Genomic DNA, 25,530 nt, shown 5'->3' with positions numbered 1-25,530 from the left:
CCGACGAATCGGGCCGAAAGGTTTCTGCCGCTCGTCGAATCCTGTCCGATTGGACAGGTTTTAGACGATCAAAATGACCAAATCAATCTCTTTCTTGCGTGAATGAATGGAGCGAGAAACGTGCCATCGCAACGCAGCATGGCGATGACTGCGCGAGATCGGCACGCGTGCGTTCGATGCGAATCAGCGGCTAGAATGAAGCCCAACGCGGCATGCCCGCCGCGCGAGGGCAACGATGAGACATGACCAGGCGGCAACCGCAGCCACCGACAGCGACGAAACGCACGCGCCTTTGCGGCGACGCAAGGCGCACATCCGCGAGTCCAACGAAGCGCATCTGCTCGCCTGCGCGGAGGCCGTGTTCGCGGAACGCGGGCTCGACGGCGCGAGTACCGCGATGATCGCGGAGCGTGCCGGCCTGCCGAAAGCCAACCTGCATTACTACTTCCCGACGAAGCTTGCGCTGTACCGCCGCGTGCTCGACGACCTGTTCGAGGACTGGCATCGCGCGGCCGGTTCGTTCGAGGCCGACGATGATCCCGTCGAAGCGATCGGTGCCTACGTGCGCGCGAAGATGGCGCTGTCGCGGCGGCGCCCGCTCGGCTCGAAGGTCTGGGCCAACGAGATCATCCACGGTGCGGAGCACATGCAGGACATCCTGTCGGAACGCGTGAAGCCGTGGTTCGATACGCGCGTGAAGGTCATCGACGGCTGGATCGCGCGCGGGCTGCTCGCGCCGATCGACGCGCATGCGCTGATGTATCTGATCTGGTCAACCACGCAGCACTACGCGGATTTCGACGCGCAGATCCGCGCGCTGAGCGGCAAGCGCACGTTCACGCAGAAGGCGTACGACGAGAAGACCGAGCAGGTCGTGCAGCTCGTGATTCGCGCATGCGGGGCGGTGTCGCCGGAGGCGAAGCGATCGGAATGAGCGCTATAGCGCGCACCGCGCCGCTGCGCGGCTCATCGCTGCGCCGTCACGGAAAAGCTCGCCGGTCGGTTGCCTTCAGAACGGAACCAGCTCCAGCGCATGGCTGCTGGACCAGTGCGATTCGCTGTTGACGACGTCGACCGCGCTGCGCGGAATCACGGGTTCCAGTTCCAGTTGCAAACTCAACCGGCTCCCCGCCTCCGGCACGCCGTGCGCCAAGACGACAACGCCCGAGCGCGGATGCAAGCCGACTCTGCCGGCCGGCTCCGACGGTTGCTGACCGGCATGCTCGACACGGCCCAATGCAACGGACCTGCCATCCAGATTGGCGTCGCCGGCTGTCACGGAAAGCACGCCCTGCTGACCGAAGCGAAACGCGCCGTCGTCGAGCGCATCGCCGCGAAGGAAAATCGCCATGCGCACCGGCTCCTTGCAGAAGATGCTCACCGACACGAGGCGTTTTCCCAACGAGTATCCGAAGGGCGATGCGGGCTGCCCCAGAATGGTTTGCCGGTACTGGGCACCGTAGTCGAGTTGTGCGTGCCCGGTATGCATCCGGCAATTGTCCGCGGCCTGTGCGGCCCCGCCCAGGCTCAGGCCCGCGCACATCGTCCACGCCCACCGGCGAATGCGTTTCGGTTGTTGCAACATGTCGTCTCTCGAAGCCAGGGGCTCATTGAAGAATGCATCGGGCATCGGCGCTTTCGAACAGCGCACCGGAACCCGAGGGCTCGGGCAATGCATATTGCAACCGGCACTGCCTGCCGTCCGGCAACGCCACCTGCAACACCTCGTCGCCGGCGCCGTTGTTCAGAAACACCTGCCCCTGCTCTAGCACCATGCCGACATATCGCTGGCGGCCATCCAGCACATAGGCGCCGGCGGGCAGCGGATTGCCGTCGGCGTCGCGCGCATTGAGCAGCACCCGGCGCACGCGGGCAAGTTCGAAGTCGATCCGGTTCACCGATCCGCGCCCCGGATCGACCTGCCGGGTACCGTTGCCGATATCGACGTTGCGCGGCAAGGTATGGGTCATCACCTCCACGCGATTGCTGCTGTATGCAGAGAGCCGGGGCACCACCGCACGCCCCCAGAGGTCGGTCCACACCGGCCCCTGCGGCGTATTGATCTTCACGTTCGATACGCCCGACGCCGACACGATGCCGAACGTGTCCTGCACGGGATAGGGAGAGAGCGTCACCCCGTTCGCGTGCAGCACCACGCCGCCCGAGGCCCCGGCGTAATACGAACGGGCGCGCTTGCCGGTATCGGAGAAACCCAGGTTGACCTGGGCAATGCGCGGCGTCGCCGCCATTTGACCTGCCACCGCGTTGCTCCGGTCGCGCGTGTTGCGATCCACGTTGACCGAGTAATTCAGGTTATCGCCGATCCGCTCGCTGTAGCTGGCGCCGAAACGCGTATAGCCGCTCGCATTGCTTGCATAGGTGCGGACACTGCGCTTGCCGAACGGGATGCTCAACGACGCGTAATAGGTGTTGCCGGGCCTGTCATATGCACGGCTCCCGTAATATCGGTCCTCCCGGCGCGGGCTGAGATCGCGCTCGACGTTAAGCGACACGGTGCCGAACGCGAAGCTCTTGCCCCACGAAAGGTTCAGCCGCTGCGTACGCTCCCCGTTCTGTTGATTCGTGAATGCGTAGCCGAACGTCAGACCGCCCAGCCTGGCATCGGACCAGGCCAGCGCCGCGGTATGCCGGCTCCGGTAACGCGATGCAGCGAACCCGGTCCGGCCGACATCGACGGTGAAATCGTCCAGCGTGCGATAGCCGTTGCTCTGATACGCACTGCTGAAGCTCATGCTCAGGTTCTCGTGCAACCCGCCGAAAATGCCCGAGACCTCGATTTCCGTGCCCGACTTCGTGGCCTGCAACGACATACGCTGCTGCAACTTGACGCTGCTCGACTGCGACACGCGCATATCCACGCCCCAACTGGCGGCCTGGTATCCGGGCGCGAACAGCGCTGCCACGCCGACATTACCGCGCTTGCCAAGCGCCCAGTTGCCGCTCGCGCTCGCCACCCACGGATTGCGGGCCTTGTTGCCGTCGAGATTGCGACGCTTGCCCAGCGCGAACGCGTAGCCCGGCCGCTGCCCGAGCGCCCCCGCGCCGATCGACGCAGCGGGCACGACGAAGCTGCGTCGCGCACCATCGGACTCGATGACGGTCACCTCCAGGTCGTTGCTGTCGTTGAGCAGCGGCAAGTCCGTAAGCGAGAAGGGGCCGACCGGCACGACCGTGGTATAGATCAACCCGCCCGCCTGGCGCACCTCGACGCGCGCTTGCGATTGCGCGACGCCTTCGACCATGACGATGTTGCGCTCCTGCTTGCTCAGCGCGGCATCGGGAAACACCTGGATGCCGGTCAACGGCGCGCCGGTCAGCACGGAGTTGGCGATATTGATCTGTCCGGCCTGCAACGTGGCGCCCCATCGCAGCCAGGTTCGCTGGCCGTATGCGTAGAGGTGGCGACTCTGGAATCCTGAATTGTCCTGACGTTGAGAATAGGCGCGGCTGCGCAGGATCCAGTCGCCGGCGTTCACGCCGATTTCGGTGTTGAGCGACAGGAAGTTCGAGCCCGGCATGCCGCTCGCCTCGCTGCGCAGGGTCATCAGCTCGTAGTTCAGCAGCGCCGCGTTGCCGCCCCGGCTGTAACCGGAGAAATCCGCCAACGCCTGACGAAGCGCCGTGGTCGGTACGACGAGCCGCACTTCTTCCCGCCCCGGCTTGAGCGCCACATCCGTGCCGGGGAATGCCCGCGCGAAGTCGTAGCACGTGTCGGGTTCCGAATCGCCGGGTATCGCGTACTTCGCATCGGGCACAACCATTCCGGCCGCATCCAGAAACGCGCGATCGAAGCACAGCGCGCCGTTCTCGTCGAACCACGTATTGATCCGCCCTCGCCGAATGTCGTTGACGTAGACGACAACGCGGCTGCGGCCAGGCCGATACCGCGGCATGGTGCGGAAATAGTCGGCGATCTGTGGATCGAGCCCGCGCTGCTGCAGGATGCTCGTATCGAAGTTGAAGGCTGCATCGACGGACGCCGGATCGAACGTGGTTTGCGCGGTCGTCGCTTGGACGGCGGATGCCGTGTCAGGCGGCGTGGCTGTCTGCGCGTGCGCCCGCGACGGGTAGGCACTCGCCAGCAACATCAACAGCGATGCGGCCGTCCCATTGCGGTACGCGTTCGATTCGCGTTGGGGCCGTACCCGGCGCGCGGCGCGATCGAGCCGCATTACTGTTGCGTCGTGAGATTGACGAGCGGGGCCTCGTAGCTGTCGACTTCGTAGCCGTAGATCGTCGCCGGCGACAGTTTGACGCCGGTTGCCCGCGCACCGGCCCCCTTCGGCAGCGAGACTTCCACGGTGCTTTCGGGTAGCACATAGGTCTTGCCCAGATCCACGGCGGTCTTTTCCGGCAGAAGTTGCACGCCTTGCCCCAGACGCACCACATACGGGCTGTCGTTGCGCACGCGCAGCTTGCCGTCCGCGACCGACCACTGCAGCAGCGTCCAGGGGGAGGCATGCTTCGCGAGCGTGGCGGGATGGATGATCAACGGCAGGTTCTGGCGAATCGTCATGCTGATGCGCGCCTTGCCGTCGGGGCCCTTGGGTGGAATGCCCTCGAACGTCACGCGTTTGAGCCGTTGCACCTGGAGCGGCGCCGGGCTCTGCAGCAGGAATCGCACCAGTTGCGTATCCTGGCCTTCCACCCGGCTCACCGGCGGCACCGCCACGACCAGCAACGCTTGATCTTCCGGCGTGTTCTGTATGGATGCATGCAGCAGCAGCGGAATCGACTCTGTATTCTTCACATTCATCGTGGCTTCGCCGTCCGCTTCGTTCAGGATCACCACGGAAGACTCCGGCAGGACGCCCGAGGCTTGCGCAACGGCCGGAACGCTCAGGCATATCGGCAATCCAGCCGTCAGAATGGCCTTCGCCAATGCATGCCGGCACGACGAGAAAAACTGAAGATGAGACGATAGACACACGACACGGCTGCACATGATTAGCAATCCAACTTAAATGGATTTTAAGGACGAGAATGACTGTCACGTCCGAGTTTTGAGGAAATTCAACGAGAGCAGCGGAAGAGGCCGCTGCGGCGATGTGGCGGTTACCGCCAAGCGCGCTATTCGAGAGGGCGACGTTACAGGTAGCGGGGTTCCAGCGTGGCGAGACCCTCGGTCACGAGATCATCCGTGAACAACGATGCCGGCTTCGAAATGAACGATGGCGGAAAACGGGCTCGTCGGTGTCTTGAGCGCCACGGGCTCGCTCCCCTGCCCGCCAGCACGGCCTTTCCACGAATAGGGACGGTCGCCCAAGCGATCTCATCGGGTCCGGATCCCCTTCCCCGTTTATAAGGCCAAGGCAGTTGCGTACCGGCGCGATTGTCGGTCACGTCGAATCCGACCTTGGCCGGTTGCTGGGCTCATTCCCGTCATTGATCTGCCTGCCGAAAATGAGCGTTCGGGAAACGACAGGCCGAACGTCAGCCGTCCGGGCCCGCTCCGACCGCGCCTTTTTACAGATAGGTCAGATCGAGGGTCGCCGAACCATCCAGATCGACATTGCCACTGGAAAGATCCAAGTCCGACAATTTGTTGATCGTCAGGGTCGCCGCTAAATAGATTGCGATGGACTTGTATGCGCCCGGCGTCAAGCTGCCTGGATCCGCAAACGCTTTGCGCGCGCTACCTTTCGTCATCAGCCTCGCCTCGTCGTAAGCCCACGCGTTGGATCCAGCCGGAGCCGCCAGGACATCCAGCTTGGCGTCACCGCCGTCGCTCATGGCGCTGAAAGCGGTCAGTGTGTAGTAGCCGACCTTCCCCTTGCCCAGGCCGAACTCGAAGTCTTCTCCCGTGCCGCCGGCGGCCGTACCCGCGCGGTTGTCCCGCACGCTCAACGCGACCTTGGTGGCTGCATTGCAGGTCACGGCGACAGTCTGCGACTTGGGAACGAATTGTGTCGTCTTGTTCTGGTGAAGATTTTCCGACGCGATGACGCCAAAATCATAGACGCCGCCGTTGCTGATCGTGAGATTGCACGCACCATCGGGCACGATCTTGCCGGCGACCTTGATCTCCGTCGACGTGTCCGCCTGCGCATGACCGGCAGCGACCAATGAACCGACAACCAGCCCCAGTCCTGCGAGTTTCTTCTTCATCGCCTTATTCCAATAGAAAACGAACCAAAAAAATGAAGGCCCGAGTCAAGCATCACACGTGCCGATATCGGACAAACCATCGCTCCACCACGCGGATACATTGACCACCCGGTGCCTGTTATTTCCAAACCCGCGCCACCGTCAGGGTTTGAAGAACTTCCCTCGAACACAGTGGACCGACAAGCGGAGTCAGCCACGAAATGAGCGGTCGCTACAGGTATACAAGTTCGAGGGTCGCGGAACCGGCGATCTCCATCTCGTCGGTGAACGGAATGTCTTGAGGCTTGAAAGAGACCGAGATCCGCAACATGTCTTGCATCCACGTGCCCGCCGCCGGATCCGATCCTCCAACACCCCATGAATAGGTACGCCCGCGGATCACATGCCATCCCCCCCAAGAAGCGCTCTCCCACGTGTTGCCATAGGAGTGGAGAAGCGATTGCGCTCTTTTTCCGTCGACCACGCGGTAGTCACCGGTACTTAACCCCATGTAGTACGAACCAATTTTCGGATTGCTCAGACTAAATGATTGATCGTGCTGATCGCCTGCACCGACGTTGTCGATCAGCACGAATCCGACCTTGGTCGGGCGCGGACAGCCCACCTGAAACGACATGCTGCGTTCAAGCGTAAAGTACGAATCCTTGGGAAAATCGTCTTTCGACAGATTGCCGATATCGACGACGCCGCCGTTTTCCAGCGTCAAGTTGCACGCGCCGACCGATCTGATTTGACCGTTGAGACTCAGGTCGACCTGGCCGTTGAATTTAAGATCGTCCGCCGATGCCGCGCCCGTGCTCGACAAAGTGCAGGCGAGCACGGAACGTACACACCACTGCTTCAAGCTCATCTGAATATCCCTTTCGTTTGGAATGGCATGGTCGTCCGCGTCCAGCATTGTCATTCGGATTGCGAATCATTTTCCGCTAGGTGCGTCGTGCCGACGGTTCGATTCACCTCATTCCCACGTGCGTCTCTCGAAGGCACGATCGCCCGAGCGCTGGCAGACACGCGGCATCCGGAGCCCATGCGTCGACAGCCGCTACGCCAATTCCAGCCCCCACCAACGGCAGCAATACGGACCGGTATCTCGTCACTCAGGCCTCCGCGCTAACGCAGGCGCTCGAGAGAGGCGACTCGAACGTCAGCCGTTGCAGCCGTCCGACATCCTGATCCAGTCCGGATCTCACCTGTTTACAGATAGGCCATTTCGATAGTCGCCGAGCCATCCAGATCGACACTGCCGCCGGATAGATCCAGTTCCGACAGTTTGTTGATCGTCGGGATCACGGTCAGATTGGCCGTGACGGTCTTGTATGCGCCGGGCGTCACGTCGCCAGGTTTCGCAAACGATTTGCGCGCGCTGCCTTTCGTCATCAGCCCCGCCGCATCGGAAGCCCACGCGTCGGATCCAGCCGGAGCGGCCACGATATCCACACCGCTGTTGTCACCCGTGGCACCGCCCAGACTCAGCGTGTAGTAGCCAACCTTGCCGTTGCCCAGGCCGAATTCGGTGTCGTCGCCCGCGCCGCCGGCGGCCGTGCCGGACCGATTGTCCCGCACGTTCAACGCAACCTTGGCGGCCGCATTGCAGGAGATGGACACGGTCTGAAGCTTGCCCGGGAGTTGCGTCGTCTTATCCTGGTAAAGATTTGCCGACGCGATGGAGCCGAAATCATAGACACCACCGTTGCCGATCGTGAGATTGCACGCATCGGGCAAGATCTTGCCGGTGATCTTGATCTCCGCGGAGGTTTCCGCCTGCGCATGACCGGCAACGGCCAATACACCAGCAACGAGTCCCAATCCCGCGAGTTTCTTCTTCATGTCTTACTCCGATCAATATGAGCCGAAAAATGATGGTCCGCCAAATGTGCTGACTCCGGAAAAACCGTGGCGCCATCGCGTGAACAAATTTACCGCCCACGCCCCGGGACAGGCCATTCGGAAGAGTCTGTTTTTCACCGAGAAATATCTGACCAGCCACTCAGCCCATTCGCGATCAATCTGCGTTCAAGTATGGTTAGCGGCAATATCATCCAAACAAACATTCGCCAGAGGGGCCACCAGGTTATGGATGGTGTGTTTGGCCAATAGAGATCAATTGCGCAGAGGGGACAGTGAATCGTCGTATTGTGATCGTGGACGACCACCCGCTGATTCGAATGGCGGTGCGAATGGTCCTGGAGCAGGACGGCCATGAAGTCGTCGCGGAATGCCGCACGGGGGTGGACGGCGTCCAGGCTGTCCGGACGCTCAAGCCCGATCTGGTTGTCCTGGATCTGGTCATTCCCGATCTGGACGGCTTCTCGGTCATGGAGCGCCTGCGCGGCACCGAACTGAACGCCGGCATCCTGGTGCTCACGTCCGGTGACACGCGCAACTATGCAATGCGTTGCCTGCAAGCCGGCGCGTCAGGCTTCGTTTGCAAGGACGACGGGCTGGATGAAATATCCAAGGCCGTGAAGGCCTTGCTCGCCGGCTATTCGTATTTCCCGCAGGTGGTCACCAACATGCTCCGCGAAAACTTGCAGGAGGTCGCGACGAGTGAAGGCACCGGCGCGACCGCAGGACTCGATGGCCTCACCGACCGCGAAATGATGGTCCTCGGCCTACTGGTTAAAGGAATGAACAACCAGGAAATCGGACGTACCCTCATGCTCAGTCACAAAACGGTGAGTACCTATAAGGTACGTCTCATGAGCAAGCTCCACACTTCGAATATGGTGGAACTCGTAAAGATCGCACAACGAAACGGTTTGGTCACATCCTAGCGGGTTTCGTATCGATTGATCAACAGGCCCATACGAGGCCTCCAAAAACAAAACGGGCGACGAGCAGCGCACGAGAGAATCCCGCACGATACCCGTCGCCCGCGTCGCAGCGTGCGAACTACGCTTGATACGTTACGCGATGCGCTCGATCGCGATCGCCGTCGCCTCGCCGCCGCCGATGCACAGCGACGCGACGCCGCGCTTCAACCCGTACGTTTCGAGCGCGGCCAGCAGCGTCACCATCACGCGCGCGCCCGATGCACCGATCGGATGCCCCAGCGCGCACGCGCCGCCGTGCACGTTGACCTTCTCGTGCGGCAGGTCGAGATCGCGCATCGCGGCCATCGGCACCACCGCGAATGCTTCGTTGATCTCGAACAGGTCGACGTCGCGCAGGTTCCAGCTGGTCTTTTCCGACAGCTTGCGCAGCGCGCCGATCGGCGCGGTCGCAAACAGGCCCGGCTTGTCCGCGTAGGTCGAATGCCCGACGATCACGGCCTTCGGCGTGAGGCCGAGGCGCTCGGCTTCCGAGCGGCGCATCATCACGAGCGCGGCCGCGCCGTCCGAGATCGACGACGCATTCGCGGCCGTCACCGTGCCGCCGTCGCGGAACGCCGACTTCAGCGTCGGGATCTTGTCGAGCTTCGCCTTGCCCGGCTGTTCGTCGATCGACACGACCGTTTCGGTCTTGCCGGCCTTCACGGTCACCGGCGCGATTTCCGACACGAAGTGCCCGTCGGCGATCGCCCGTTGCGCGCGCGTCAGCGATGCGATCGCGAACGCATCCTGCGCCTCGCGCGTGAACTGGTACGCCTGCGCGCAATCCTCGGCGAACGTGCCCATCAGGCGGCCCTTCTCGTATGCGTCCTCGAGCCCGTCGAGGAACATGTGATCGAGCACCTGCCCGTGACCCATGCGCATCCCCGCGCGTGCCTTCGGCAGCAGGTACGGCGCATTCGTCATGCTCTCCATCCCGCCCGCGACGGCCACGCCTGCCGAGCCCGCCAGCAGCAGGTCGTGCGCGAACATCGCGGCCTTCATCCCCGAGCCGCACATCTTGTTGACCGTGGTCGCGCCCGCCGCGAGCGGCAGCCCGGCCTTCAGCGCGGCCTGCCGCGCCGGCGCCTGGCCCTGGCCCGCCGGCAGCACGCAGCCGAACACGATTTCATCGATGCGCTCGGCCGGCACGTTCGCGCGCTCGAGCGCCGCGCGAATCGCTACCGCGCCGAGGTCGCTCGCGCTGGCAGCCGCCAGGTCGCCCTGAAAACCGCCCATCGGCGTACGCGCCATACCCACGATTACGATCGGATCCTGAGTCGTCATGATTCGTTTCCTCCAGTGTCAGCGCGGTGCCATGCGCAACGCGCCATCGAGACGGATGACTTCGCCGTTCAGCATCGTGTTCTCGGCGATGTGGCGCACCAGCGCCGCAAATTCTTCCGGGCGGCCGAGCCGCGGCGGGAACGGCACGCTCTTGCCAAGCGCATCCTGCACGTCCTGCGGCATGCCGGCCATCATCGGCGTCGCGAAGATGCCCGGCGCGACCGTCACGACGCGAATGCCGAAACGCGCGAGCTCGCGCGCGATCGGCAGCGTCATGCCCACCACACCGCTCTTCGACGCCGCATACGCGGCCTGCCCGATCTGCCCGTCGAACGCCGCGACCGACGCGGTGTTGACGATCACGCCGCGCTCGCCTTCCGCATTGGGCTCCTGCTTCGACATCGCGTCGGCGGCCAGGCGGATCATGTTGAACGTGCCGACCAGATTGATCGACACCGCGCGTGCGAAGCGGTCGAGCGAATGCGGGCCCTCGCGGCCCACCACCTTCTCGCCCGGCGCGACGCCCGCGCAGTTGACGAGCGCGTCGATGCGGCCGAACGCGTCACGCGCGGCGGCGACGGCCGCCTGCCCGTCGGCTTCGCTCGTCACGTCCGTCTTCACGAAGCGCGCAGCCGCGCCAAGCTCGTGCGCGAGGCCCGCGCCGGCTTCTTCGTTGACGTCCAGCAGCACGGCCTTGCCGCCTTCCGCGACCACCATGCGCGCCACCGCGGCGCCGAGGCCGGAACCGGCGCCCGTGATCAGAAAAACGCGATCCTTGATATCCATTCGCAGTCCGTACAGGTTGTGTTCAGGGTTGAGCGGCCTTCTCGGCTTCCATCTTGCGCAACACGAAGCGCTGGATCTTGCCGCTCGGGGTTTTAGGCAGCGCGTCGACGAAGTCGATCGCGCGCGGATAGGCGTGAGCGGACAGCCGCCGCTTCACGTGCAGGCTCAGTTCCTCGGCCAGCGCCGGCGTGCCGTCGTAGTCTTTCGACAGCACGACGAACGCCTTGACGATCTCCGTGCGCTCCGCATCAGGCACGCCGATGACGGCGGCCTCGCTCACGGCCGGATGCTCGATCAGCGCGCTTTCCACGTCGAACGGGCCGATCCGGTAGCCGGACGACGTGATCACGTCGTCCGCGCGGCCGATGAAGCTCACGGTGCCGTCCGGCTCCAGCTCGACGTTGTCGCCGGTCCGGTAATAGCCGCCCGCGATCGCCGGCGTGTCCTGCTGCCAGTAGCCGTGGAACCACAGCAGCGGCGAGCGCGCGATGTCGATCGCGAGGTTGCCCGGCTCGCCGGGGCCGAGCTCGCGGCTCGCGTCGTCGAGCACCGCGACGCGGTAGCCGGGCATCGCAAAGCCGGCCGACCCGGCGTGGACCACATGCGCGAGGCCGTGGTGGTTGTTCACGACCATCCCGAGTTCGGTCTGGCCGTAGTGATCGTAGATCGGCGCGCCGAGCGCCGCGTCGAACCAGCGCACGACTTCCGGATTCAACGGTTCGCCCGCGCTGCTGACCACGCGCAGCTTGCCCTTCAGCCGCGCCGCCGCCTCCGTGCCGGCCGCCATCAGCATCCGGTAGGCCGTCGGCGAGCCGGCGAGGCTCGTGATCCCGAGGCGTTCGATCACGTCGTACGTGCTGTCGACCGTGAAACCGCCTTCGTAGAGTGTCGTCGCGTGGCCGAGCAACAGCGGGCCCGTGATCGCGTAATAGAGGCCGTACGCCCAGCCCGGATCGGCGATGTTCCAGAATCGGTCGCCGGCACGCAGGTCCACCGCGTCGCGCATGTATGCGCCGAATGCGAGCAGCGCGCGCAGCGGCACCGGCACGCCTTTCGGCAACCCCGTCGTACCCGACGTCGACATCATCATGAACAGGTCCGTGCCCGTGCGCAGCACCGGCTCGAACGCGTCCGACTGCGCATCGAGCGCCGCGCGGAAATCGATGTCGCTTTCCGGCAGCGTCTCGCCCGGCTCGCGCACCGTCGCAACGGCCGGGCAACCGGCGATCTCGTCGAGCTTCGCGCGATTCGCGACGTTGGTCACGACGAGGCGTGCGTCACTCATGCGCAACCGGTGCTCGATCGCTTTCGGGCCGAATGCGGTGAACAGCGGCTGGTAGACGGCGCCCGCGCGCCACGTGCCGAGGATCGTCGCGACGAGTTCCGGCGTGCGCGGCAACAGGCCCGCCACCACGTCGCCCGGCTTCACGCCCTGCGCGACCAGCAGGTTCGCGACGCGTGCCGACAGCGCCTTCATCTGCGCAAACGTGTAGCGATGGTGCTGCCCGCCGGCGTCGATCCAGTCGAGCGCGATCGCGTCCGCCGATGCGTGGCGGTCGCAGCATTCCACGCACGCGTTCAGGCCGCGCTCCAGGTCGCCGTGCAGTTGCTGCGCGGCGGTCTCGATACTGAACCGGGCCACGGCGTCGGCGTAGGCCGGCACCGCGCGGGCGGTAGCTCCATCAGACATGCGTGTCTCCTGTGTGTTATGGCCGCCGGCGAGCCAGGGGCGCGACGGGGATAGTTCGATAGTAGACAGCCCGTACATTGCAATCAATGACAAACCGAATCTAGAATCGTGATCGCTTTTGCCATGTCGGGAGGATGCAGGAAAATGGGGCCGCAGATGATTTCGCCGGATTTCGTCGACGACGCGCTCGCGTGCCTGCGCCGGCAAGGCCTTCCGACGGAGGCCGTGCTGCGCGCCGCCGGCCTGCCGGCCGCCGTGCGCGAGCCCGTCACGCCGCAGCAGTACGGCAGGCTGTGGCTCGCGATCGCCGGTGCGCTCGACGACGAATTCTTCGGGCTCGCCGCGCGCCCGATGCGGCGCGGCAGCTTCACGCTGCTGTGCCATGCGGTGCTGCACGCCGGCACGCTCGACAAGGCGCTGCGGCGCGCGCTGCAGTTCCTGCGCGTGGTGCTGGACGAGCCGCATGGCGAGCTCATCGTGGCCGATGGGCAGGCGCAGATCGTGCTGACGCAGACGGGCGCGCCCTACCCGGCGTTCGCGTACCGGACGTTCTGGCTGATCCTCCTTGGCGTCGCGTGCTGGCTGATCGGCCGGCGCATCCCGCTGCAGCGCATCGACTTCGCGTGCCCGAGCCCCGGCCAGCGCAGCGACTATCACCAGTTTTTCGGCGTGCCCGTGCATTTCGACCGGCCCGACAGCCGGCTCGCGTTCAACGCCGCATACCTCGCGCTGCCGACGATCCGCTCCGAGCAGGCGCTGAAGACCTTCCTGCGCGGCGCGCCCGGCAACCTGCTCGTCCGCTACCGGCACGATACGGGCTGGGTCGCGAAGACGCGCGCGCAGTTGAAGGCGTTACCGGCCGCGGAGTGGCCCGACTTCGATACGCTGGCCGTGCGCCTCGGCACGACGCCCGCGACGCTGCGGCGGCGTCTGCGCAGCGAAGGGCAAAGCTTCGCGGCAATCAAGGACGAGCTGCGCGGCGCGCTGGCCCAGTCGCTGCTGCGCGGGCATGCGCTCGGCGTCGCGGAGATCGCGGCCGAGCTCGGGTTCACCGAGCCGAGCGCGTTTCATCGCGCATTCCGCAAATGGACGGGCACGAGCCCGGGTGCGTTCCGGCGGGACGTCCATGCGGCGGAGAGAGAGCCGGGCGTGGCGAGCGGATGATGCGGCACGTAGCCGTCGACACTGCATGCCCGGCCGACCCGGAAACGCTCACGCGACGCGTTGCAGCGGCCGCGAGAACAGCTTGCATCCCGCGTAGTAGACGAGCGACGTCAGCGACAAACCGACGATCCACGACACGTCCGCGCCGCCGAGCCGGCTCGCCAGTTCGCCCGTATAGAGATCGGTCGCCATGAACGGCGCCTGCGCGACGATGCCGATGAGATACGAGCCGACGGCGATCGTATTGAAGCGCCCGTAGATGCCGCCGTCCTGCCGGAAGAACGAATCGACGTCGTACTCGCCGTGACACACGAGGTAATAGTCGACGAGGTTGATCGCGGTCCACGGCACGAGCACGTACAGCAGCAGCAGGATGAAGTTCGTGTAGCCGGCGAGGAAATTGTCCTGCCCGAACAGCGCGATCGCGAGCGCGATGCCGCACAGGACGATCGCGGTGATCGCCCGCGCCCGCGCCTTGCCCGACCACGATGGAAAGAGCGTCTGCAGCACGGTGATGGCCGACAGCGCGCCGCAATACAGTTCCATCGCATTGCTGGCCGCGATGCCGAACGACAGCACGACGATCACGAGCACGCTGATCCCTTGTGTGAGGCCCGTGAGGCCGCTCACGACATTGCCGTCGGGCGTCGCGAGCCCCACCAGGCAACCGAGCAGCATCGGGAAGAACGAGCCGAGCACGCAGCCCCAGTAACTCGACCAGAACGCCGTGCGCGGCCCGGTATCGGGCGGCAGGTAGCGCGAATAGTCCGATACGTAAGGCGCATAGGCAATCTGCCACAGCGCGGCGACCGACATCGCGCCCAGGAAGCCCGACAGGTTCAGCGAATGCTTCGAGAACGTATCGGCAGGCAGTCCGTGCACGAAGATGATCCACACGAACGCCAGCACGAGCACACTGCCCGAGCACCAGCTCAACAGCCGCGCATACGCGTGGATCAGCTTGTAGCCGTAGATCGATCCGAGCAGGCTGATCAGGCCGATCACCACCACGCCCGCGTCGAGCGGAATGCCGGCGTTCAGGCTGTGCAGCGCCTGCCCGCCGAACACGCAGTTCGACGCGAAGAAGCCCACATACATCACGACCACCAGCCCGACCACGAGCAGCGCGCCGAACGACCCGAACTGCCCGCGGGTCTGGATCATCTGCGGCACGCCGAGCTGCGGCCCCTGCGCCGAATGCAGCGCCATGAACACCGCGCCGATCAGGCTGCCGACGAGCGTGGCGAGCGCCGCCCACCAGAACGGCTGCTTGAACACCGTGGTCGCGAGCGATCCGGTGACGATCGTCAGCATCATGATGTTCGACCCGAACCAGATCGTGAACAGATCCTTCGCGCTGCCGTGCCGCTCGGTCAGCGGAATCGGCTGGATGGTGCTTTCCTCGAGATGAGCAACGGACTCGCCCTGACTCATTTCGTCTCCTTGTTTCTGTTGTGATGTTCGTGGATTCGGGGGCTGAAGGGTGACTGGGAATACGTGGGCGGCTCAAAAACGTGCGTGCTTCAACACGCCGGCCATACCATTTGCATTCCTTATCAACACGCAGTCAGCAGCACATCGACTTATCGCGACCACCGCCCATGACGCCCAGTCTTCACCCGGTCAGATTGCCGCTCCGGTGGCCGCACGCAATTGGCTCGTCGCCGAACCGGATCCTGTCGTTTGGCGCACTTGCGCCCGACGCTCATCGGGCCCAAGCGCGTCGCTCAATCCGTCAGCAGTCAATCCCGAGCACTTCGCGCGCAGTGGCATCCACGGCCTTGCGCATCGTGTCGACCAGTTCATCGATTTGCGCGTGATCGATCACCAGCGGCGGCGCAACGATCAGTCGGCCGTTCGTCGAACGCACGATCGCGCCGAGTTCGAACCCGACCGTCCGGCTATGCCAGGTCAGGTCGGCCTCGTTCGCAAAGCGCTCGCGCGTCGCCTTGTTCTTCGCGAACTGGATCGCGCCGACCGCGCCCACACCCTGGATCTCGCCGACGAGCGGATGATTGCCGAACGCATCGCGCAGCGCCTTCTGCAGGTACGGCCCGGTATCCGTCTTGGTCCGCTCGACGAGGCCTTCGCGCTCGAGCACGTCGAGGTTGGCCAGTGCGACGGCGGCCGCGACCGGGTGCCCCGAATAGGTCAGCCCGTGCGCGTAGACGCCCCCCTTGTCGACCAGCGCCTCGCCGATGCGCCGGCTCATGATCAGCCCGCCCATCGGCACGTAGCCCGAGGTCAGGCCCTTGGCCATGCAGATCAGGTCCGGTTCGAAGCCGAAGTGACGATGCGCGAACCACTCGCCGGTGCGGCCGAAGCCGCCGATCACCTCGTCCGCGCACAGCAGCACGTCATACTGACGGCAGATACGCTCGATTTCCTGCCAGTAGCCGTCCGGCGGAAAGATCATCCCGCCCGCCCCTTGGAACGGCTCCGCGACGAACGCGGCCACGCGGTCCGCACCGATCTCGAGGATCTTGCGCTCGAGCGACAGCGCCGCCTGCTTGCCGAATGCCTCGGGGCTCAGGTCGCCGCCGTTCGCGTACCAGTACGGTTCGTCCACGTGCGTGATGTTCGGAATCGGCAGGTCGCCCATTTCGTGCATGAACGCCATCCCGCCCAGCGACGCGCTGCCCACCGTCGACCCGTGATAGCCGTTCACGCGGCCGATCAGCACCTTCTTCTGCGGCTTGCCCATCACGTCCCAGAATCGCCGCACGGTGCGAATCAGCACTTCGTTCGATTCGGATCCCGAATTGGTATACACCACGTGACTGAAGCGATTGCCGAGCAGCGCGAACAGCCGCTCCGACAGTTCGATCACCGACGGGTGCGTCGTATGAAAAAACATGTTGTAGTAGGACAGTTCCTTCATCTGCCGCGCGGCGGCGTCGACCAGCTCCGGCCGCCCATAGCCGACGTTGGTGCACCACAGCCCGGACATGCCGTCCAGGTAGCGGTTGCCGTCGTTATCCCATAGATGGATACCTTCGCCGCGCACCATCACGCGCGCGCCTTCCTCGTTCAGCGCCTTCTGGTCGACGAATGCGTGCAGGTGGTGGGCGGCGTCGCTGCGTTGATAGTCCTGCGTCGTACGATGCGGAAAGTTGGGCGCATTCATGGGCGAGTCTCCGGTTCGTTGTGTGGATGAAAAGCGTTGTCGTGTTGCGCGGCGCAACCGCATGCGGGCCGCCGCGTCGAATCAGTAACTGATCCAGGTCGTCTTGAGGCCCGTGTACTTGTCGATCGCATGCAGCGAAAGATCGCGGCCGAAGCCCGACTGGCGGAACCCGCCGAACGGCGTCTGCGCGCTCAGCGCATCGACAGTGTTGACGGACACCGTGCCGGCATGCAGCCGCCCCGATACACGGTGCGCACGCGACAGGCTGCCGGTCCAGAGCGACGCGGCCAGCCCATAGATCGAATCATTCGCGAGCCGGACGGCCTCGTCCTCGGTGTCGAACGCCATCACCGACAGCACCGGCCCGAAGATCTCCTCGCGTGCGATGGCGTCGTCGTGCTTCACGTCGATGAAGATCGTCGGCTCGATGAAGTAGCCCTTGCCGTCGACGCGCGGCGCGCCTCCGCCGATCGCGAGCGTCGCGCTATCGCGGCCGCGTGCGATCCACTCGCGCACGCGCCGATGCTGCTGCTCGTCGACGATGGCGCCCATCCCGCTCGCCGGATCGAGCGGATCGCCCGGCATGAACGCGGCGGCATGCGCAATCAGCCGGTCGACGAACGCATCGTGAATCGAACGCTGGACCAGCAGCCGCGAATTGGCGGAACACACCTCGCCCTGGTTGAAGAAAATGCCGAAGCACGCCTTGCGTGCGGCCAGGTCGAGATCGTCCGTATCGTCGAAGACCAGGTTCGGGCTCTTGCCGCCACACTCGAGCCACACCTGCTTCATGTTCGACTGCGCGGCGTACTCGAGGAATTTCTTGCCGACGGCCGTCGATCCGGTGAAGGCGAGCACGTCCACGTCGGGATGCAGCCCGAGCGCACGCCCCGCGGTTTCGCCGTAGCCCGGCACGACGTTCAGCACGCCCGGCGGCAGGCCGGCCTCGAGCGCCAGTTCCGCGAGACGCAATGCCGACAGTGGCGACTGTTCCGCCGGCTTCAGCACGACACTGTTGCCCGCCGCCAGCGCGGGCGCGACCTTCCACGCGACCATGTCGAGCGGAAAATTCCACGGCACCACGGCGCCGACCACGCCCAACGGTTCGCGCGTGACGATCGCGAGGTTGCCGGGGTCGGTCGACGCGACTTCGCCGTGCAGCTTGTCGACAGCTTCGCCGTACCAGCTGAACAGGCCGCCCGCGGCCGGCACGTCGATGCTGAACGCGTCCGCCACGCGCTTGCCCATGTTGAGCGAGTCGAGCAGCGCGAGCTCCACGCCGTGCGCTGCGATGAGCTCGCCCAGCCGGCACAGCACGCGCTTGCGCTCGGCCGGCGCGCAACGTGACCAGACGCCGGATTCGAACGCGTGACGCGCGGCGCGCACTGCGTCGTCGACGTCCGATGCATCGCACGACGCGACTTCCGCGATGACGGCCTCCGTCGCCGGATTGATCGCGGCGAACGTCCGGCCGTTTCGAGCCGGCACGCCGCGCCCGCCGATATGCGCGAGGGTTCTCGGGACCACTTGCGCCGCGAGGCGTCTCCAGTCCGCGTGCTGAAGCGTTTCTGCTGAAGTTGGGTTCATTCAAGACTCCGTTTTGACGACCAGGCGTTTATGCGTTGTTCTGCGCCTGAACTCGACCCGACGAAAGACGCCAGCGGGCACGACCGATGCCCATGACCGCCGCGCATCGCCGCAGTCGTCCGGTTGGCAAACTGTCGGTCGTCAAAAAGAGATTTGAAAGAACAGTTTTTCTTCTCATTGAAGAGGTTATTTCTATTCATTCCGCGGTCGTACAGTGGGTTTTCCTGCCACGTCGCGATCCCGGTGCCGTTTGTTTGCGTGCGATCGCGTCGGCTTTCCGATGAGATTCGACGTGTCATCCGCGACGACATCTGGCCGGTACGACATTGCGCCCCGGCCCGTCCGACCACATACTGGTCGGCCTGCGCGAACGAGGATGCATCGATGACGAGTGTCGATCAGGGCGCCGCTTCGATCTTTGGCGTGATCGGAACGGCCGTGTCTTTGCTGGCGGCGATTCCGTATGCGCTCGCCATCTACCGGCGCACGGTTCGCCCGCATCTGTTCACCTGGCTCGTGTGGTCGGTCGTCACGGCGATCGCGGCGGCCGGCCAGTTCGTCGCGGGTGCCGGGCCGTCCGCGTGGTGCACGGCAGCCATTGCCGTTACCTGCTTCCTGACGCTGGTGGCGAGCATCTTTCGGGGCGAACGCGGCTGGACCCGCATCGACTGGTTTTTCCTGGTCGCGGCCCTGTCGGCCATTCCGCTGTGGATGCTGACCGACGACCCGACGCTCTCGATCTGCCTGGTCACGCTGATCGAGCTGGCCGGCCTCGGCCCGACCGTCCGCAAGACGATCCGCGATCCGTGGAGCGAGAGCCTCGCGTATTTCGCGCTGTGCGTGCTCAAGTACGCGCTGGCCTTGCTGGCGTTGAGCACGTGGAGCGTCGCGGTCGCGTTCTATCCGGCCGTCAACGTCGTCGCGTCGATCGGCATCTGCGTGGTGATGCTCGTCCGGCGCCAATCGCTGTCGAACGCGCGGTAGACGGTATTCGTCGGTGCGGTATGTTCGTTGCTGCTGTTGCTCGCCGGTATGAGCTGAACCACAGACCTTCAGAGACGATGCGAGGCCCTGACATGGATGCAATCCGTACAGCGATCGAACCCAGTGAAATCGCCCTTCGTGCCGCGATGCTGGCCAGCGATGTCGAAGCGCTCGATGCGTTGCTGGACGACGACCTGGTGTTCACCGTCCCGACCGGCCAGGTCATCTCGAAGGAGGACGACCTGGCCGCGCATCACGCGAAGCTGCTGCGCCTCGACAGGCTCGATGTGCAGGAGACACACGCATACGCGATCGGCGAGATGATCCTGACCACGACGAAGGCGAGACTCGCCGGCCATTTCGACGGCACGGCGTTCGACGGCATGTTTGCCTATACTCGGCTCTGGCGCCGATCGTCCGCCGGCTGGCGCGTCGTCGCCGGGCATGCGTCGCAGGTCGCGTAGCCGCGCCGAGCCTGGCCTTCCTTCGAGTCGGCCAGCGGCGAATCCGGCGTTGAGTCGATGCGAGCCGGGCGATACCCCGACGAAGGTGTCGACCATCACAGGAGACGAGATGCACCAAGCATTCACCGTACGCGCTGCCCGTACCGCGGACGCGGACGCACTCACGCGGCTGGCTCGCATTTCGAAGGCACACTGGGGCTATCCGCAGGACTGGCTCGACTTGTGGCAGAGCGATCTCACGATTGCGCCGGAGACGATCGACGGGTCGATCGGATACGTTGCGGAGTCCGGCGAAGCAATCATCGGGTTCTGGGTCCGGGCGTCATCGGAATCGGATCGCCCGACGCCCGGATGGCTGTTCGTCCATCCCGACCACATGGGCCGTGGTGTCGCCCGGGCACTGTGGGAAGAGGTCCGCAGGGAAAGCGCCGCGAGGGGGATCAGAAGCTTCGTGATCGAAGCGGACCCCAATGCGCTTCCGTTCTATCTGGCGCTCGGCGCTGAACAAATCGGCGAAAAGGAATCGAGCGTCGTCCCGGGCAGGTACTTCCCGATCGTGAGGATCACGATCTGATTGCAACGTCCGTCGGCACCGCCGCCAGACGCACCCGGTATCGCCCATCTCATGCTGACTGCAACGTCATCGCGCGGCGGTCCTCGAGCTTGAACTCGCCGACCGTCTGCGCGAGCCTGGCGGCCTGCTCGCGCAGCAACGTCGCGGCCGCCGCCGACTGTTCGACGAGCGCCGCGTTCTGCTGCGTCGCATTGTCGAGATGCGACACCGCCTGATTCACCTGCTCGATCCCCGTGCTCTGCTCCTTGGCGGCCACGGTAATTTCCGCAATCACGCTCGTGATGCTGCGCACGCCCTCGACGATTTCGTTCATCGTCGTGCCGGCCGTCTGGACGAGTCCCGAGCCTCCCTCGATCTTCTCGACCGACGAGTGAATCAACTGCTTGATTTCCTTGGCGGCCTGCGCGCTGCGCTGCGCGAGCGCTCGCACCTCGCCCGCGACGACCGCAAAGCCCCGGCCGTGCTCGTTCGCACGTGCGGCCTCGACGGCAGCGTTCAACGCGAGAATGTTGGTCTGGAACGCGATGCCGTCGATCACGCCGACGATGTTGGCGATCTCGCTCGACGCCTGCGTGATCTCGTTCATCGTCGAGACGACTTCGCTGACGACCGTGCCGCCGCGCACCGCGACGTCCGACGCCGATTCCGCCAGACGGCTCACCTGGCTCGCGGCATCGGCCGAGTTGCGGGCCGTGCCGGCGATTTCCTCGAGCGCGGCGGCGGTTTCCTGCAAGCTCGATGCAGCATGCTCGGTCCGGCCGGACAGATCCTGGTTGCCCTGCGCGATCTCGGCGCTCGCGAGGTTGACGGATTCGCTGAACTCGCGAATCTGCAGCAGGATCGTACTGATCTTTTCGGCGAACAGGTTGAACGCATGCGCGATCTGCGCGGCTTCGTCCGCGCCGTCGGCAGGCAGGCGTTTCGTCAGGTCGCCGCTGCCGGTCGAGACATCCGTCAGCGCGTCGCGAACCAGCAGGATGCGCTTGAAGGCCGCGTTCGTCATCGCACCGACGAGCGCGGCCGCGATCACGGCCACGATCAGGATCGCCGCCAGCGTCGTCGTCGCGACCGCGCGCATGCCGGCCGTCACGTCGGCCTTGTCGAGCGCGAGCACGAGGGACCAGTCGGTACCGGCGATCGGCTGGGCCCGCAGCAGCTTGGTGGCGCCGTCGATGTCGACCGCGACGGGCTCGGACGCGGTTTGCAGCGCGCCGAGGTGGTCGGCGTCGAGTGCCGGCGAAAGCCCGGTTGCCGGCTTCATGATCAGGTCGGTCTTGGCCGACGCAATCACGCGTCCGCTCTTGTCCACCAGAAATGCAAAGCTCGCGGGTGTCGGGTGTACCGAGGTCACGATCGAGCTCACGCTCTCCATGAACAGGCTGGCGGCCAGTACCCCCTTCACCGTGCCTTCGCGCACCACGGGTACCGCGAACGCGACAGCCGGCTTGCCGGTCGTTGCATCACGGTAGAGTGCCGTCACGACCAGGCTGCCGGCGCTGACGGCCTGCTTGTACCACGGGCGTGATGTCGGGTCGTAGCCGGGTGCGAGCGGCACGTTCGAGAACGCGGTCTTGTCCGGCAGGCCGAGCGTCAACACCTCGAAGCCGCCCGACTTCCCAAGCAACTTCAGCGCCGGCAGCGGGTCGCCCTCGCCGATCGGGATCGTGTCCGCGAGTGCCTGGGTTTCCCGGCCTCGGCTGGCCACCCATTCGTTGATCGCCAGCGCGTGCCCGGCGAGGATCGACTTGTGATTCTGGTCGATTGTCTCGTCGTTGTGTTGCTTGACGACGTAATAGACCAGGCCGCCTGTCACGGCCAGCGCCGTTACCACGATGGCGACGCAGGTCGCGAGTATCCGTGCACGAATCGAGGACAACATGATGACTTCGATCTCCGTTACCGCGTTATATGAATGGGGTCGCCGAAAGCGGGCAACGTACTGTTTAACGACAGCGGCTGCGGGAACTTAAGGCCTGACTGGCCAGACCAGTGCGGGCAACGGATCGGCGGAACCGTGGATCGGAAGACGGACGGGCCGATCCGACAAGATCGGATACCGTGCGAGCTGACCGGGGCGCGTAGCAGGGAGCCTTGAAGAACCGGCAACGCTCGTCCGGATACGCTGAAGGTTGCCATGTTCCGGTTCGCCGAAGGGTTGACGGTGGATCTGCATCGCGATCCGGTCGACTTCCGCATGGGCAACTGCGAGAGCGCACCGGGTTCAGCATATCGAAGCAAAAGGACGAGACGCGGTATCCATTCCTTTCTGGCACGCGTGCTCGATGGGTCGCCTACGATTGGTATCCACTTGGCTCGTGGCCGGCGGTAAAGGGTATTACGCAATGTCGACGCGTTCGGCAGCAGATTTTTTTCTCTCGCCACAATATTCGCGCGCCTGAAACGTCTTCAGGCACATGGAATCGCCACCCACTTCGCACACGATGACCGACCCAGACCGCGACATCACAGCGACAGTGATGCGTGAACGATCGAGGCTAGTGAATTTCATCCGGCGTCGGATTCGCGACCCGGACGACGCCGAGGACATCCTGCAGGATGTGTTTCACGAATTCGTACAGGCGTATCGACTTCCTGCGCCAATCGAGCAGGCGAGTGCATGGCTTTTCCGTGCCGCGCGCAACCGCATCGTTGACCGTTTTCGCAAGAAGAAGGAACAGCCGCTGACCGATCTGCCCGAGGTCGACGATGACACAAACGGTGAGTATCGCCTGGACCTCGCGCTACCGGCGCATGATGCCGGCCCCGAAGCACGCTACGCGCGCACGCTGGTGCTCAAGGCCTTGCAGGATGCGCTCGACGAGTTGCCGACGAATCAGCGGGAGGTATTTATCGCACACGAGCTGGAGGGCCAGTCTTTCAAGGAAATGGCCGCACAGAGCGGTGTCGCGCTCAATACGCTGCTCGCTCGCAAACGCTATGCGGTCTTGCATTTGCGTGCCCGACTGCAGCCCATTTATGACGAACTGGATAACACCTAGAGGAATCGACAGATGAATTTCCGAATCAGATGTGCAGGCAAGGCGCTTCTCGTGTTGATCGCGATAGGCGTGCTCGGATGGGTCGTCATGATGTTATGGAACTGGGTCATGCCGGCGCTATTCGTCGGCGCCCGTACGATCGACTTCGCCCATGCGCTGGGTCTGCTCGTGTTGAGCCGCATCCTGTTCGGCGGATTCCGCGGACATCACGGCTGGCGCGGTCGACGCCACTGGCGCAAGTGGGAATCCATGACCCCCGAGGAACGCGAGCATTTCCGGACCGCGTGGCGATCCGGCAGCAACCGGCCCACGGGAGAATGAACATGCCCGACAAATCAACGGGCGGCTGCAAACAGAAGCCGGGTGTGATTGCGCCGGTCGTCGATCTGAAACGTTGCGAAGGCAAAGGGGATTGTGTCGCCGTTTGTCCCGAGAACGTGTTCGAGATCCGGCGCATCGACAAAGTCGATTACCTCGGCCTTGATCTGATGCATCGCCTGAAGCAGCGTGTGCATGGAATGAAGGTCGCCTATACGCCGAATGCGCACGCGTGCCGGTCATGCGGACTATGTGTGACGGCGTGCCCCGAGCGCGCAATCACGCTCGCCCGTACGGTGTAGCAACCTCCGTGTATCGCCGATATCGAGCGACAGCGCGGGATCTCTGATGAGAGATGCCGCCGCTGAATACTGCGTCGACCGAATCAATCTCTTCAAGGAAACGCACATGGCTTCACCCACCCTCGCTCTTCTGCAGCGGCTCCACGAAGAGAGCCGGACCGAAATCGTCGCCCGCGCCCGTGCGCAGTTCCAGGGATCGAACGAGGATTTTCTGTCGTTAGCCGAGGAATATGACGCGATCGCGCCCCGTCTGCGGGGGCGGTTTCTCGAAACGTTCGGGCTGTCCAGCGACGACTTCGATTCCCCCGAAGGCAGTCCGCTATCGTTGGCCGTGTCGCCGGAAACGGGCGGATTCTTGCGCAACATGGTGCTCTCGCAACGACCGGCCAGAATCCTTGAACTCGGCAGTTCATGCGGCGTATCCACGCTGTATTTCGCCGAGGCGCTGCGCACGTTGGGCCGTGGCGTGGTCGTCGCGACCGAACGCGATGCGCTCAAGTTCACACGCTTGTGCGATCACGTCAGGACGGCGGGGCTGGATGCCTATGTCGACATGCGGGAGGGCGACGTATTCGAGACCGTCGCCGAACTGGACGGTACGTTCGACATGGTGTTTATCGACGTATGGGCCGACGCCTATCTGAGACTCTTCAAGCAGATCGAGCGCCTGCTGCGCCCGGGATCGGTCGTACTGGCCGACAACATGTACACAGCCGAGGACGCCGTTCGACCGTACAAGCACTACCTCGACAACGACCCGCGGTTTTCGACCACGACCCTGGACTTTGAATCGGGGGTTGAATTCACGGTCGTCGTTTCTTGAGTGGCGATGCCGTCGAAGCGTTTCTTCCATGGGATCTCGGGCTAAAGAGCACCACCGCCCGTTCCGATTCCTTGTGCATTTCCGTCGCCCAAATGCAAAAACCCCCGCCTTTCGGGCGGGGGTTTTCGGCTTAGGGAGCCTGACGATTACCTACTTTCACACGGGAATCCGCACTATCATCGGCGTAGAGTCGTTTCACGGTCCTGTTCGGGATGGGAAGGGGTGGGACCGACTCGCTATGGTCATCAGGCAAAGAGGGTTGTCACGTTGCTTCGCAACGCGACCAATCTGGGAAGAAGCAGTAATCTTGAGTTGTGTGTATCACACACGAGAATCAACCAGTCCGACGCGCTGTGTTCAGCGCGAGACAGACTTGTTATAGGATCAAGCCTTACGGGCAATTAGTATCAGTTAGCTGAACGCATTACTGCGCTTACACACCTGACCTATCAACGTCCTGGTCTCGAACGACCCTTCAAGGGGATC

The 25,530-nt window shown here is 64.2% G+C and carries 24 protein-coding genes and 2 rRNA genes; 11 read left to right on the top strand and 15 right to left on the bottom strand.

Annotation, left to right across the window (positions count from 1 at the left end; translation table 11 throughout):
* The first annotated feature begins 235 nt into the window (after nucleotides 1-235).
* Nucleotides 236-934: a TetR/AcrR family transcriptional regulator gene (locus tag CFB39_RS35865; RefSeq protein WP_089476571.1), complete on the top strand. Its 699-nt coding sequence runs from the start codon at nucleotides 236-238 to the stop codon at nucleotides 932-934.
* Between the two features lie 75 nt (nucleotides 935-1,009).
* Here the strand turns inward: CFB39_RS35865 and CFB39_RS35860 are convergent, their stop codons facing one another.
* From CFB39_RS35860 to CFB39_RS35835, 6 genes are all read right to left on the bottom strand, one after another.
* A complete protein-coding gene (locus CFB39_RS35860) occupies nucleotides 1,010-1,585 on the bottom strand; it encodes a hypothetical protein (protein ID WP_089476570.1) in 576 nt (191 codons plus the stop codon).
* 22 nt (nucleotides 1,586-1,607) lie between these two features.
* Nucleotides 1,608-4,193: a fimbria/pilus outer membrane usher protein gene (locus tag CFB39_RS35855; protein ID WP_089476569.1), complete on the bottom strand. Its 2,586-nt coding sequence runs from the start codon at nucleotides 4,191-4,193 to the stop codon at nucleotides 1,608-1,610.
* Nucleotides 4,193-4,966 carry a fimbria/pilus chaperone family protein gene (locus CFB39_RS35850; protein WP_089476568.1) on the bottom strand — a complete coding sequence of 258 codons (774 nt, stop codon included), beginning with the start codon at nucleotides 4,964-4,966 and terminating at the stop codon, nucleotides 4,193-4,195. The genes CFB39_RS35855 and CFB39_RS35850 overlap by 1 nt, the downstream gene beginning before the upstream one ends.
* Nucleotides 4,967-5,487: 521 nt before the next feature.
* The gene (locus CFB39_RS35845; RefSeq protein WP_089476567.1) at nucleotides 5,488-6,129 is read right to left on the bottom strand and encodes a DUF1120 domain-containing protein; all 642 of its coding nucleotides are present in this window, start codon (nucleotides 6,127-6,129) and stop codon (nucleotides 5,488-5,490) included.
* A gap of 211 nt (nucleotides 6,130-6,340) precedes the next feature.
* A complete protein-coding gene (locus CFB39_RS35840; protein ID WP_089476566.1) occupies nucleotides 6,341-7,033 on the bottom strand; it encodes a DUF1120 domain-containing protein in 693 nt (230 codons plus the stop codon).
* A 290-nt stretch (nucleotides 7,034-7,323) separates the two neighbouring features.
* Nucleotides 7,324-7,956: a DUF1120 domain-containing protein gene (locus CFB39_RS35835; protein ID WP_089476565.1), complete on the bottom strand. Its 633-nt coding sequence runs from the start codon at nucleotides 7,954-7,956 to the stop codon at nucleotides 7,324-7,326.
* 293 nt (nucleotides 7,957-8,249) lie between these two features.
* Between CFB39_RS35835 and CFB39_RS35830 the strand changes: the two genes are divergently transcribed.
* The gene (locus tag CFB39_RS35830) at nucleotides 8,250-8,903 is read left to right on the top strand and encodes a response regulator transcription factor (RefSeq protein ID WP_089476564.1); all 654 of its coding nucleotides are present in this window, start codon (nucleotides 8,250-8,252) and stop codon (nucleotides 8,901-8,903) included.
* Nucleotides 8,904-9,035: 132 nt separating this feature from the next.
* Here the strand turns inward: CFB39_RS35830 and CFB39_RS35825 are convergent, their stop codons facing one another.
* The 3 genes from CFB39_RS35825 to CFB39_RS35815 are packed head-to-tail and all read right to left on the bottom strand — an operon-like array spanning nucleotide 9,036 to nucleotide 12,702.
* Nucleotides 9,036-10,226: an acetyl-CoA C-acyltransferase gene (locus CFB39_RS35825; protein WP_089476563.1), complete on the bottom strand. Its 1,191-nt coding sequence runs from the start codon at nucleotides 10,224-10,226 to the stop codon at nucleotides 9,036-9,038.
* An 18-nt stretch (nucleotides 10,227-10,244) separates the two neighbouring features.
* The gene (locus CFB39_RS35820; RefSeq protein WP_089434060.1) at nucleotides 10,245-11,012 is read right to left on the bottom strand and encodes a 3-hydroxyacyl-CoA dehydrogenase; all 768 of its coding nucleotides are present in this window, start codon (nucleotides 11,010-11,012) and stop codon (nucleotides 10,245-10,247) included.
* A gap of 22 nt (nucleotides 11,013-11,034) precedes the next feature.
* On the bottom strand, nucleotides 11,035-12,702 hold the full coding sequence (locus CFB39_RS35815) for an acyl-CoA synthetase (RefSeq protein ID WP_089476562.1): 1,668 nt from the start codon (nucleotides 12,700-12,702) through the stop codon (nucleotides 11,035-11,037).
* A 144-nt stretch (nucleotides 12,703-12,846) separates the two neighbouring features.
* Between CFB39_RS35815 and CFB39_RS35805 the strand changes: the two genes are divergently transcribed.
* Nucleotides 12,847-13,866, top strand: coding sequence for an AraC family transcriptional regulator (locus CFB39_RS35805; protein ID WP_089476561.1), 1,020 nt, complete (start codon nucleotides 12,847-12,849; stop codon nucleotides 13,864-13,866).
* 48 nt (nucleotides 13,867-13,914) lie between these two features.
* Here CFB39_RS35805 and CFB39_RS35800 read toward each other — a convergent pair whose 3' ends face one another.
* The 3 genes from CFB39_RS35800 to CFB39_RS35790 form a co-directional block, all read right to left on the bottom strand.
* Nucleotides 13,915-15,300, bottom strand: a complete 1,386-nt coding sequence (locus CFB39_RS35800) for a cytosine permease (RefSeq protein ID WP_089476560.1) — start codon at nucleotides 15,298-15,300, stop codon at nucleotides 13,915-13,917.
* A 301-nt stretch (nucleotides 15,301-15,601) separates the two neighbouring features.
* A complete protein-coding gene (locus tag CFB39_RS35795) occupies nucleotides 15,602-16,993 on the bottom strand; it encodes an aspartate aminotransferase family protein (RefSeq protein ID WP_089476559.1) in 1,392 nt (463 codons plus the stop codon).
* Between the two features lie 81 nt (nucleotides 16,994-17,074).
* Entirely contained in the window at nucleotides 17,075-18,580 is a 1,506-nt protein-coding gene (locus tag CFB39_RS35790) for an aldehyde dehydrogenase (protein WP_089476558.1), read from the bottom strand.
* 92 nt (nucleotides 18,581-18,672) lie between these two features.
* Here CFB39_RS35790 and CFB39_RS39885 point away from each other — a divergent pair, with 92 nt between their 5' ends.
* The 4 genes from CFB39_RS39885 (at nucleotide 18,673) to CFB39_RS35775 (ending at nucleotide 20,602) form a co-directional block, all read left to right on the top strand.
* Nucleotides 18,673-18,864: a hypothetical protein gene (locus tag CFB39_RS39885; RefSeq protein ID WP_143329950.1), complete on the top strand. Its 192-nt coding sequence runs from the start codon at nucleotides 18,673-18,675 to the stop codon at nucleotides 18,862-18,864.
* Between the two features lie 100 nt (nucleotides 18,865-18,964).
* On the top strand, nucleotides 18,965-19,564 hold the full coding sequence (locus CFB39_RS35785) for a hypothetical protein (protein ID WP_089476557.1): 600 nt from the start codon (nucleotides 18,965-18,967) through the stop codon (nucleotides 19,562-19,564).
* Nucleotides 19,565-19,656: 92 nt separating this feature from the next.
* Complete coding sequence (locus tag CFB39_RS35780) at nucleotides 19,657-20,028, top strand: nuclear transport factor 2 family protein (RefSeq protein WP_089476556.1); 372 nt, start codon at nucleotides 19,657-19,659, stop codon at nucleotides 20,026-20,028.
* Between the two features lie 109 nt (nucleotides 20,029-20,137).
* Nucleotides 20,138-20,602: a GNAT family N-acetyltransferase gene (locus tag CFB39_RS35775; RefSeq protein WP_089476555.1), complete on the top strand. Its 465-nt coding sequence runs from the start codon at nucleotides 20,138-20,140 to the stop codon at nucleotides 20,600-20,602.
* A gap of 49 nt (nucleotides 20,603-20,651) precedes the next feature.
* Here the strand turns inward: CFB39_RS35775 and CFB39_RS35770 are convergent, their stop codons facing one another.
* On the bottom strand, nucleotides 20,652-22,481 hold the full coding sequence (locus tag CFB39_RS35770; protein ID WP_089476554.1) for a methyl-accepting chemotaxis protein: 1,830 nt from the start codon (nucleotides 22,479-22,481) through the stop codon (nucleotides 20,652-20,654).
* A gap of 535 nt (nucleotides 22,482-23,016) precedes the next feature.
* Here CFB39_RS35770 and CFB39_RS35765 point away from each other — a divergent pair.
* The 4 genes from CFB39_RS35765 (at nucleotide 23,017) to CFB39_RS35750 (ending at nucleotide 25,044) form a co-directional block, all read left to right on the top strand.
* Complete coding sequence (locus CFB39_RS35765; protein WP_089429234.1) at nucleotides 23,017-23,601, top strand: RNA polymerase sigma factor; 585 nt, start codon at nucleotides 23,017-23,019, stop codon at nucleotides 23,599-23,601.
* A gap of 12 nt (nucleotides 23,602-23,613) precedes the next feature.
* Nucleotides 23,614-23,922 carry a hypothetical protein gene (locus CFB39_RS35760; protein WP_089429233.1) on the top strand — a complete coding sequence of 103 codons (309 nt, stop codon included), beginning with the start codon at nucleotides 23,614-23,616 and terminating at the stop codon, nucleotides 23,920-23,922.
* Nucleotides 23,919-24,221, top strand: a complete 303-nt coding sequence (locus CFB39_RS35755; protein WP_373452763.1) for a 4Fe-4S dicluster domain-containing protein — start codon at nucleotides 23,919-23,921, stop codon at nucleotides 24,219-24,221. Before CFB39_RS35760 ends, CFB39_RS35755 begins: the two co-directional genes overlap by 4 nt.
* Nucleotides 24,222-24,327: 106 nt before the next feature.
* Nucleotides 24,328-25,044 carry an O-methyltransferase gene (locus CFB39_RS35750; RefSeq protein WP_089476816.1) on the top strand — a complete coding sequence of 239 codons (717 nt, stop codon included), beginning with the start codon at nucleotides 24,328-24,330 and terminating at the stop codon, nucleotides 25,042-25,044.
* A gap of 137 nt (nucleotides 25,045-25,181) precedes the next feature.
* Here the strand turns inward: CFB39_RS35750 and rrf are convergent.
* Nucleotides 25,182-25,294, bottom strand: a 5S ribosomal RNA gene (rrf, locus tag CFB39_RS35745).
* A gap of 130 nt (nucleotides 25,295-25,424) precedes the next feature.
* Nucleotides 25,425-25,530: ribosomal RNA gene (locus CFB39_RS35740) — 23S ribosomal RNA — on the bottom strand; the annotation flags it as partial.

Origin of the sequence: Burkholderia sp. AU6039 (genome assembly GCF_002223365.1) — a bacterium.
Lineage (GTDB): Bacteria > Pseudomonadota > Gammaproteobacteria > Burkholderiales > Burkholderiaceae > Burkholderia.
Note: the sequence above shows the minus strand (reverse complement) of the source record. Positions and strands in the feature narration are given on the sequence as shown.

What these genes read in the sequence shown, in the direction of transcription:
- CFB39_RS35825 (WP_089476563.1), bottom strand. Translation starts at nt 10,226, where the DNA reads ATGACGACTCAGGATCCGATCGTAATCGTGGGTATGGCGCGTACGCCG.
- CFB39_RS35855 (WP_089476569.1), bottom strand. Translation starts at nt 4,193, where the DNA reads ATGCGGCTCGATCGCGCCGCGCGCCGGGTACGGCCCCAACGCGAATCG.
- CFB39_RS35860 (WP_089476570.1), bottom strand. Translation starts at nt 1,585, where the DNA reads ATGTTGCAACAACCGAAACGCATTCGCCGGTGGGCGTGGACGATGTGC.
- CFB39_RS35805 (WP_089476561.1), top strand. Translation starts at nt 12,847, where the DNA reads ATGGGGCCGCAGATGATTTCGCCGGATTTCGTCGACGACGCGCTCGCG.
- CFB39_RS35790 (WP_089476558.1), bottom strand. Translation starts at nt 18,580, where the DNA reads ATGAACCCAACTTCAGCAGAAACGCTTCAGCACGCGGACTGGAGACGC.
- CFB39_RS35765 (WP_089429234.1), top strand. Translation starts at nt 23,017, where the DNA reads ATGGAATCGCCACCCACTTCGCACACGATGACCGACCCAGACCGCGAC.
- CFB39_RS35785 (WP_089476557.1), top strand. Translation starts at nt 18,965, where the DNA reads ATGACGAGTGTCGATCAGGGCGCCGCTTCGATCTTTGGCGTGATCGGA.
- CFB39_RS35800 (WP_089476560.1), bottom strand. Translation starts at nt 15,300, where the DNA reads ATGAGTCAGGGCGAGTCCGTTGCTCATCTCGAGGAAAGCACCATCCAG.
- CFB39_RS35835 (WP_089476565.1), bottom strand. Translation starts at nt 7,956, where the DNA reads ATGAAGAAGAAACTCGCGGGATTGGGACTCGTTGCTGGTGTATTGGCC.
- CFB39_RS35795 (WP_089476559.1), bottom strand. Translation starts at nt 16,993, where the DNA reads ATGAATGCGCCCAACTTTCCGCATCGTACGACGCAGGACTATCAACGC.
- CFB39_RS35775 (WP_089476555.1), top strand. Translation starts at nt 20,138, where the DNA reads ATGCACCAAGCATTCACCGTACGCGCTGCCCGTACCGCGGACGCGGAC.
- CFB39_RS35840 (WP_089476566.1), bottom strand. Translation starts at nt 7,033, where the DNA reads ATGACAATGCTGGACGCGGACGACCATGCCATTCCAAACGAAAGGGAT.
- CFB39_RS35845 (WP_089476567.1), bottom strand. Translation starts at nt 6,129, where the DNA reads ATGAAGAAGAAACTCGCAGGACTGGGGCTGGTTGTCGGTTCATTGGTC.
- CFB39_RS39885 (WP_143329950.1), top strand. Translation starts at nt 18,673, where the DNA reads ATGACCGCCGCGCATCGCCGCAGTCGTCCGGTTGGCAAACTGTCGGTC.
- CFB39_RS35750 (WP_089476816.1), top strand. Translation starts at nt 24,328, where the DNA reads ATGGCTTCACCCACCCTCGCTCTTCTGCAGCGGCTCCACGAAGAGAGC.
- CFB39_RS35820 (WP_089434060.1), bottom strand. Translation starts at nt 11,012, where the DNA reads ATGGATATCAAGGATCGCGTTTTTCTGATCACGGGCGCCGGTTCCGGC.
- CFB39_RS35770 (WP_089476554.1), bottom strand. Translation starts at nt 22,481, where the DNA reads ATGTTGTCCTCGATTCGTGCACGGATACTCGCGACCTGCGTCGCCATC.
- CFB39_RS35755 (WP_373452763.1), top strand. Translation starts at nt 23,919, where the DNA reads ATGAACATGCCCGACAAATCAACGGGCGGCTGCAAACAGAAGCCGGGT.
- CFB39_RS35780 (WP_089476556.1), top strand. Translation starts at nt 19,657, where the DNA reads ATGGATGCAATCCGTACAGCGATCGAACCCAGTGAAATCGCCCTTCGT.
- CFB39_RS35760 (WP_089429233.1), top strand. Translation starts at nt 23,614, where the DNA reads ATGAATTTCCGAATCAGATGTGCAGGCAAGGCGCTTCTCGTGTTGATC.
- CFB39_RS35815 (WP_089476562.1), bottom strand. Translation starts at nt 12,702, where the DNA reads ATGTCTGATGGAGCTACCGCCCGCGCGGTGCCGGCCTACGCCGACGCC.
- CFB39_RS35865 (WP_089476571.1), top strand. Translation starts at nt 236, where the DNA reads ATGAGACATGACCAGGCGGCAACCGCAGCCACCGACAGCGACGAAACG.
- CFB39_RS35850 (WP_089476568.1), bottom strand. Translation starts at nt 4,966, where the DNA reads ATGTGCAGCCGTGTCGTGTGTCTATCGTCTCATCTTCAGTTTTTCTCG.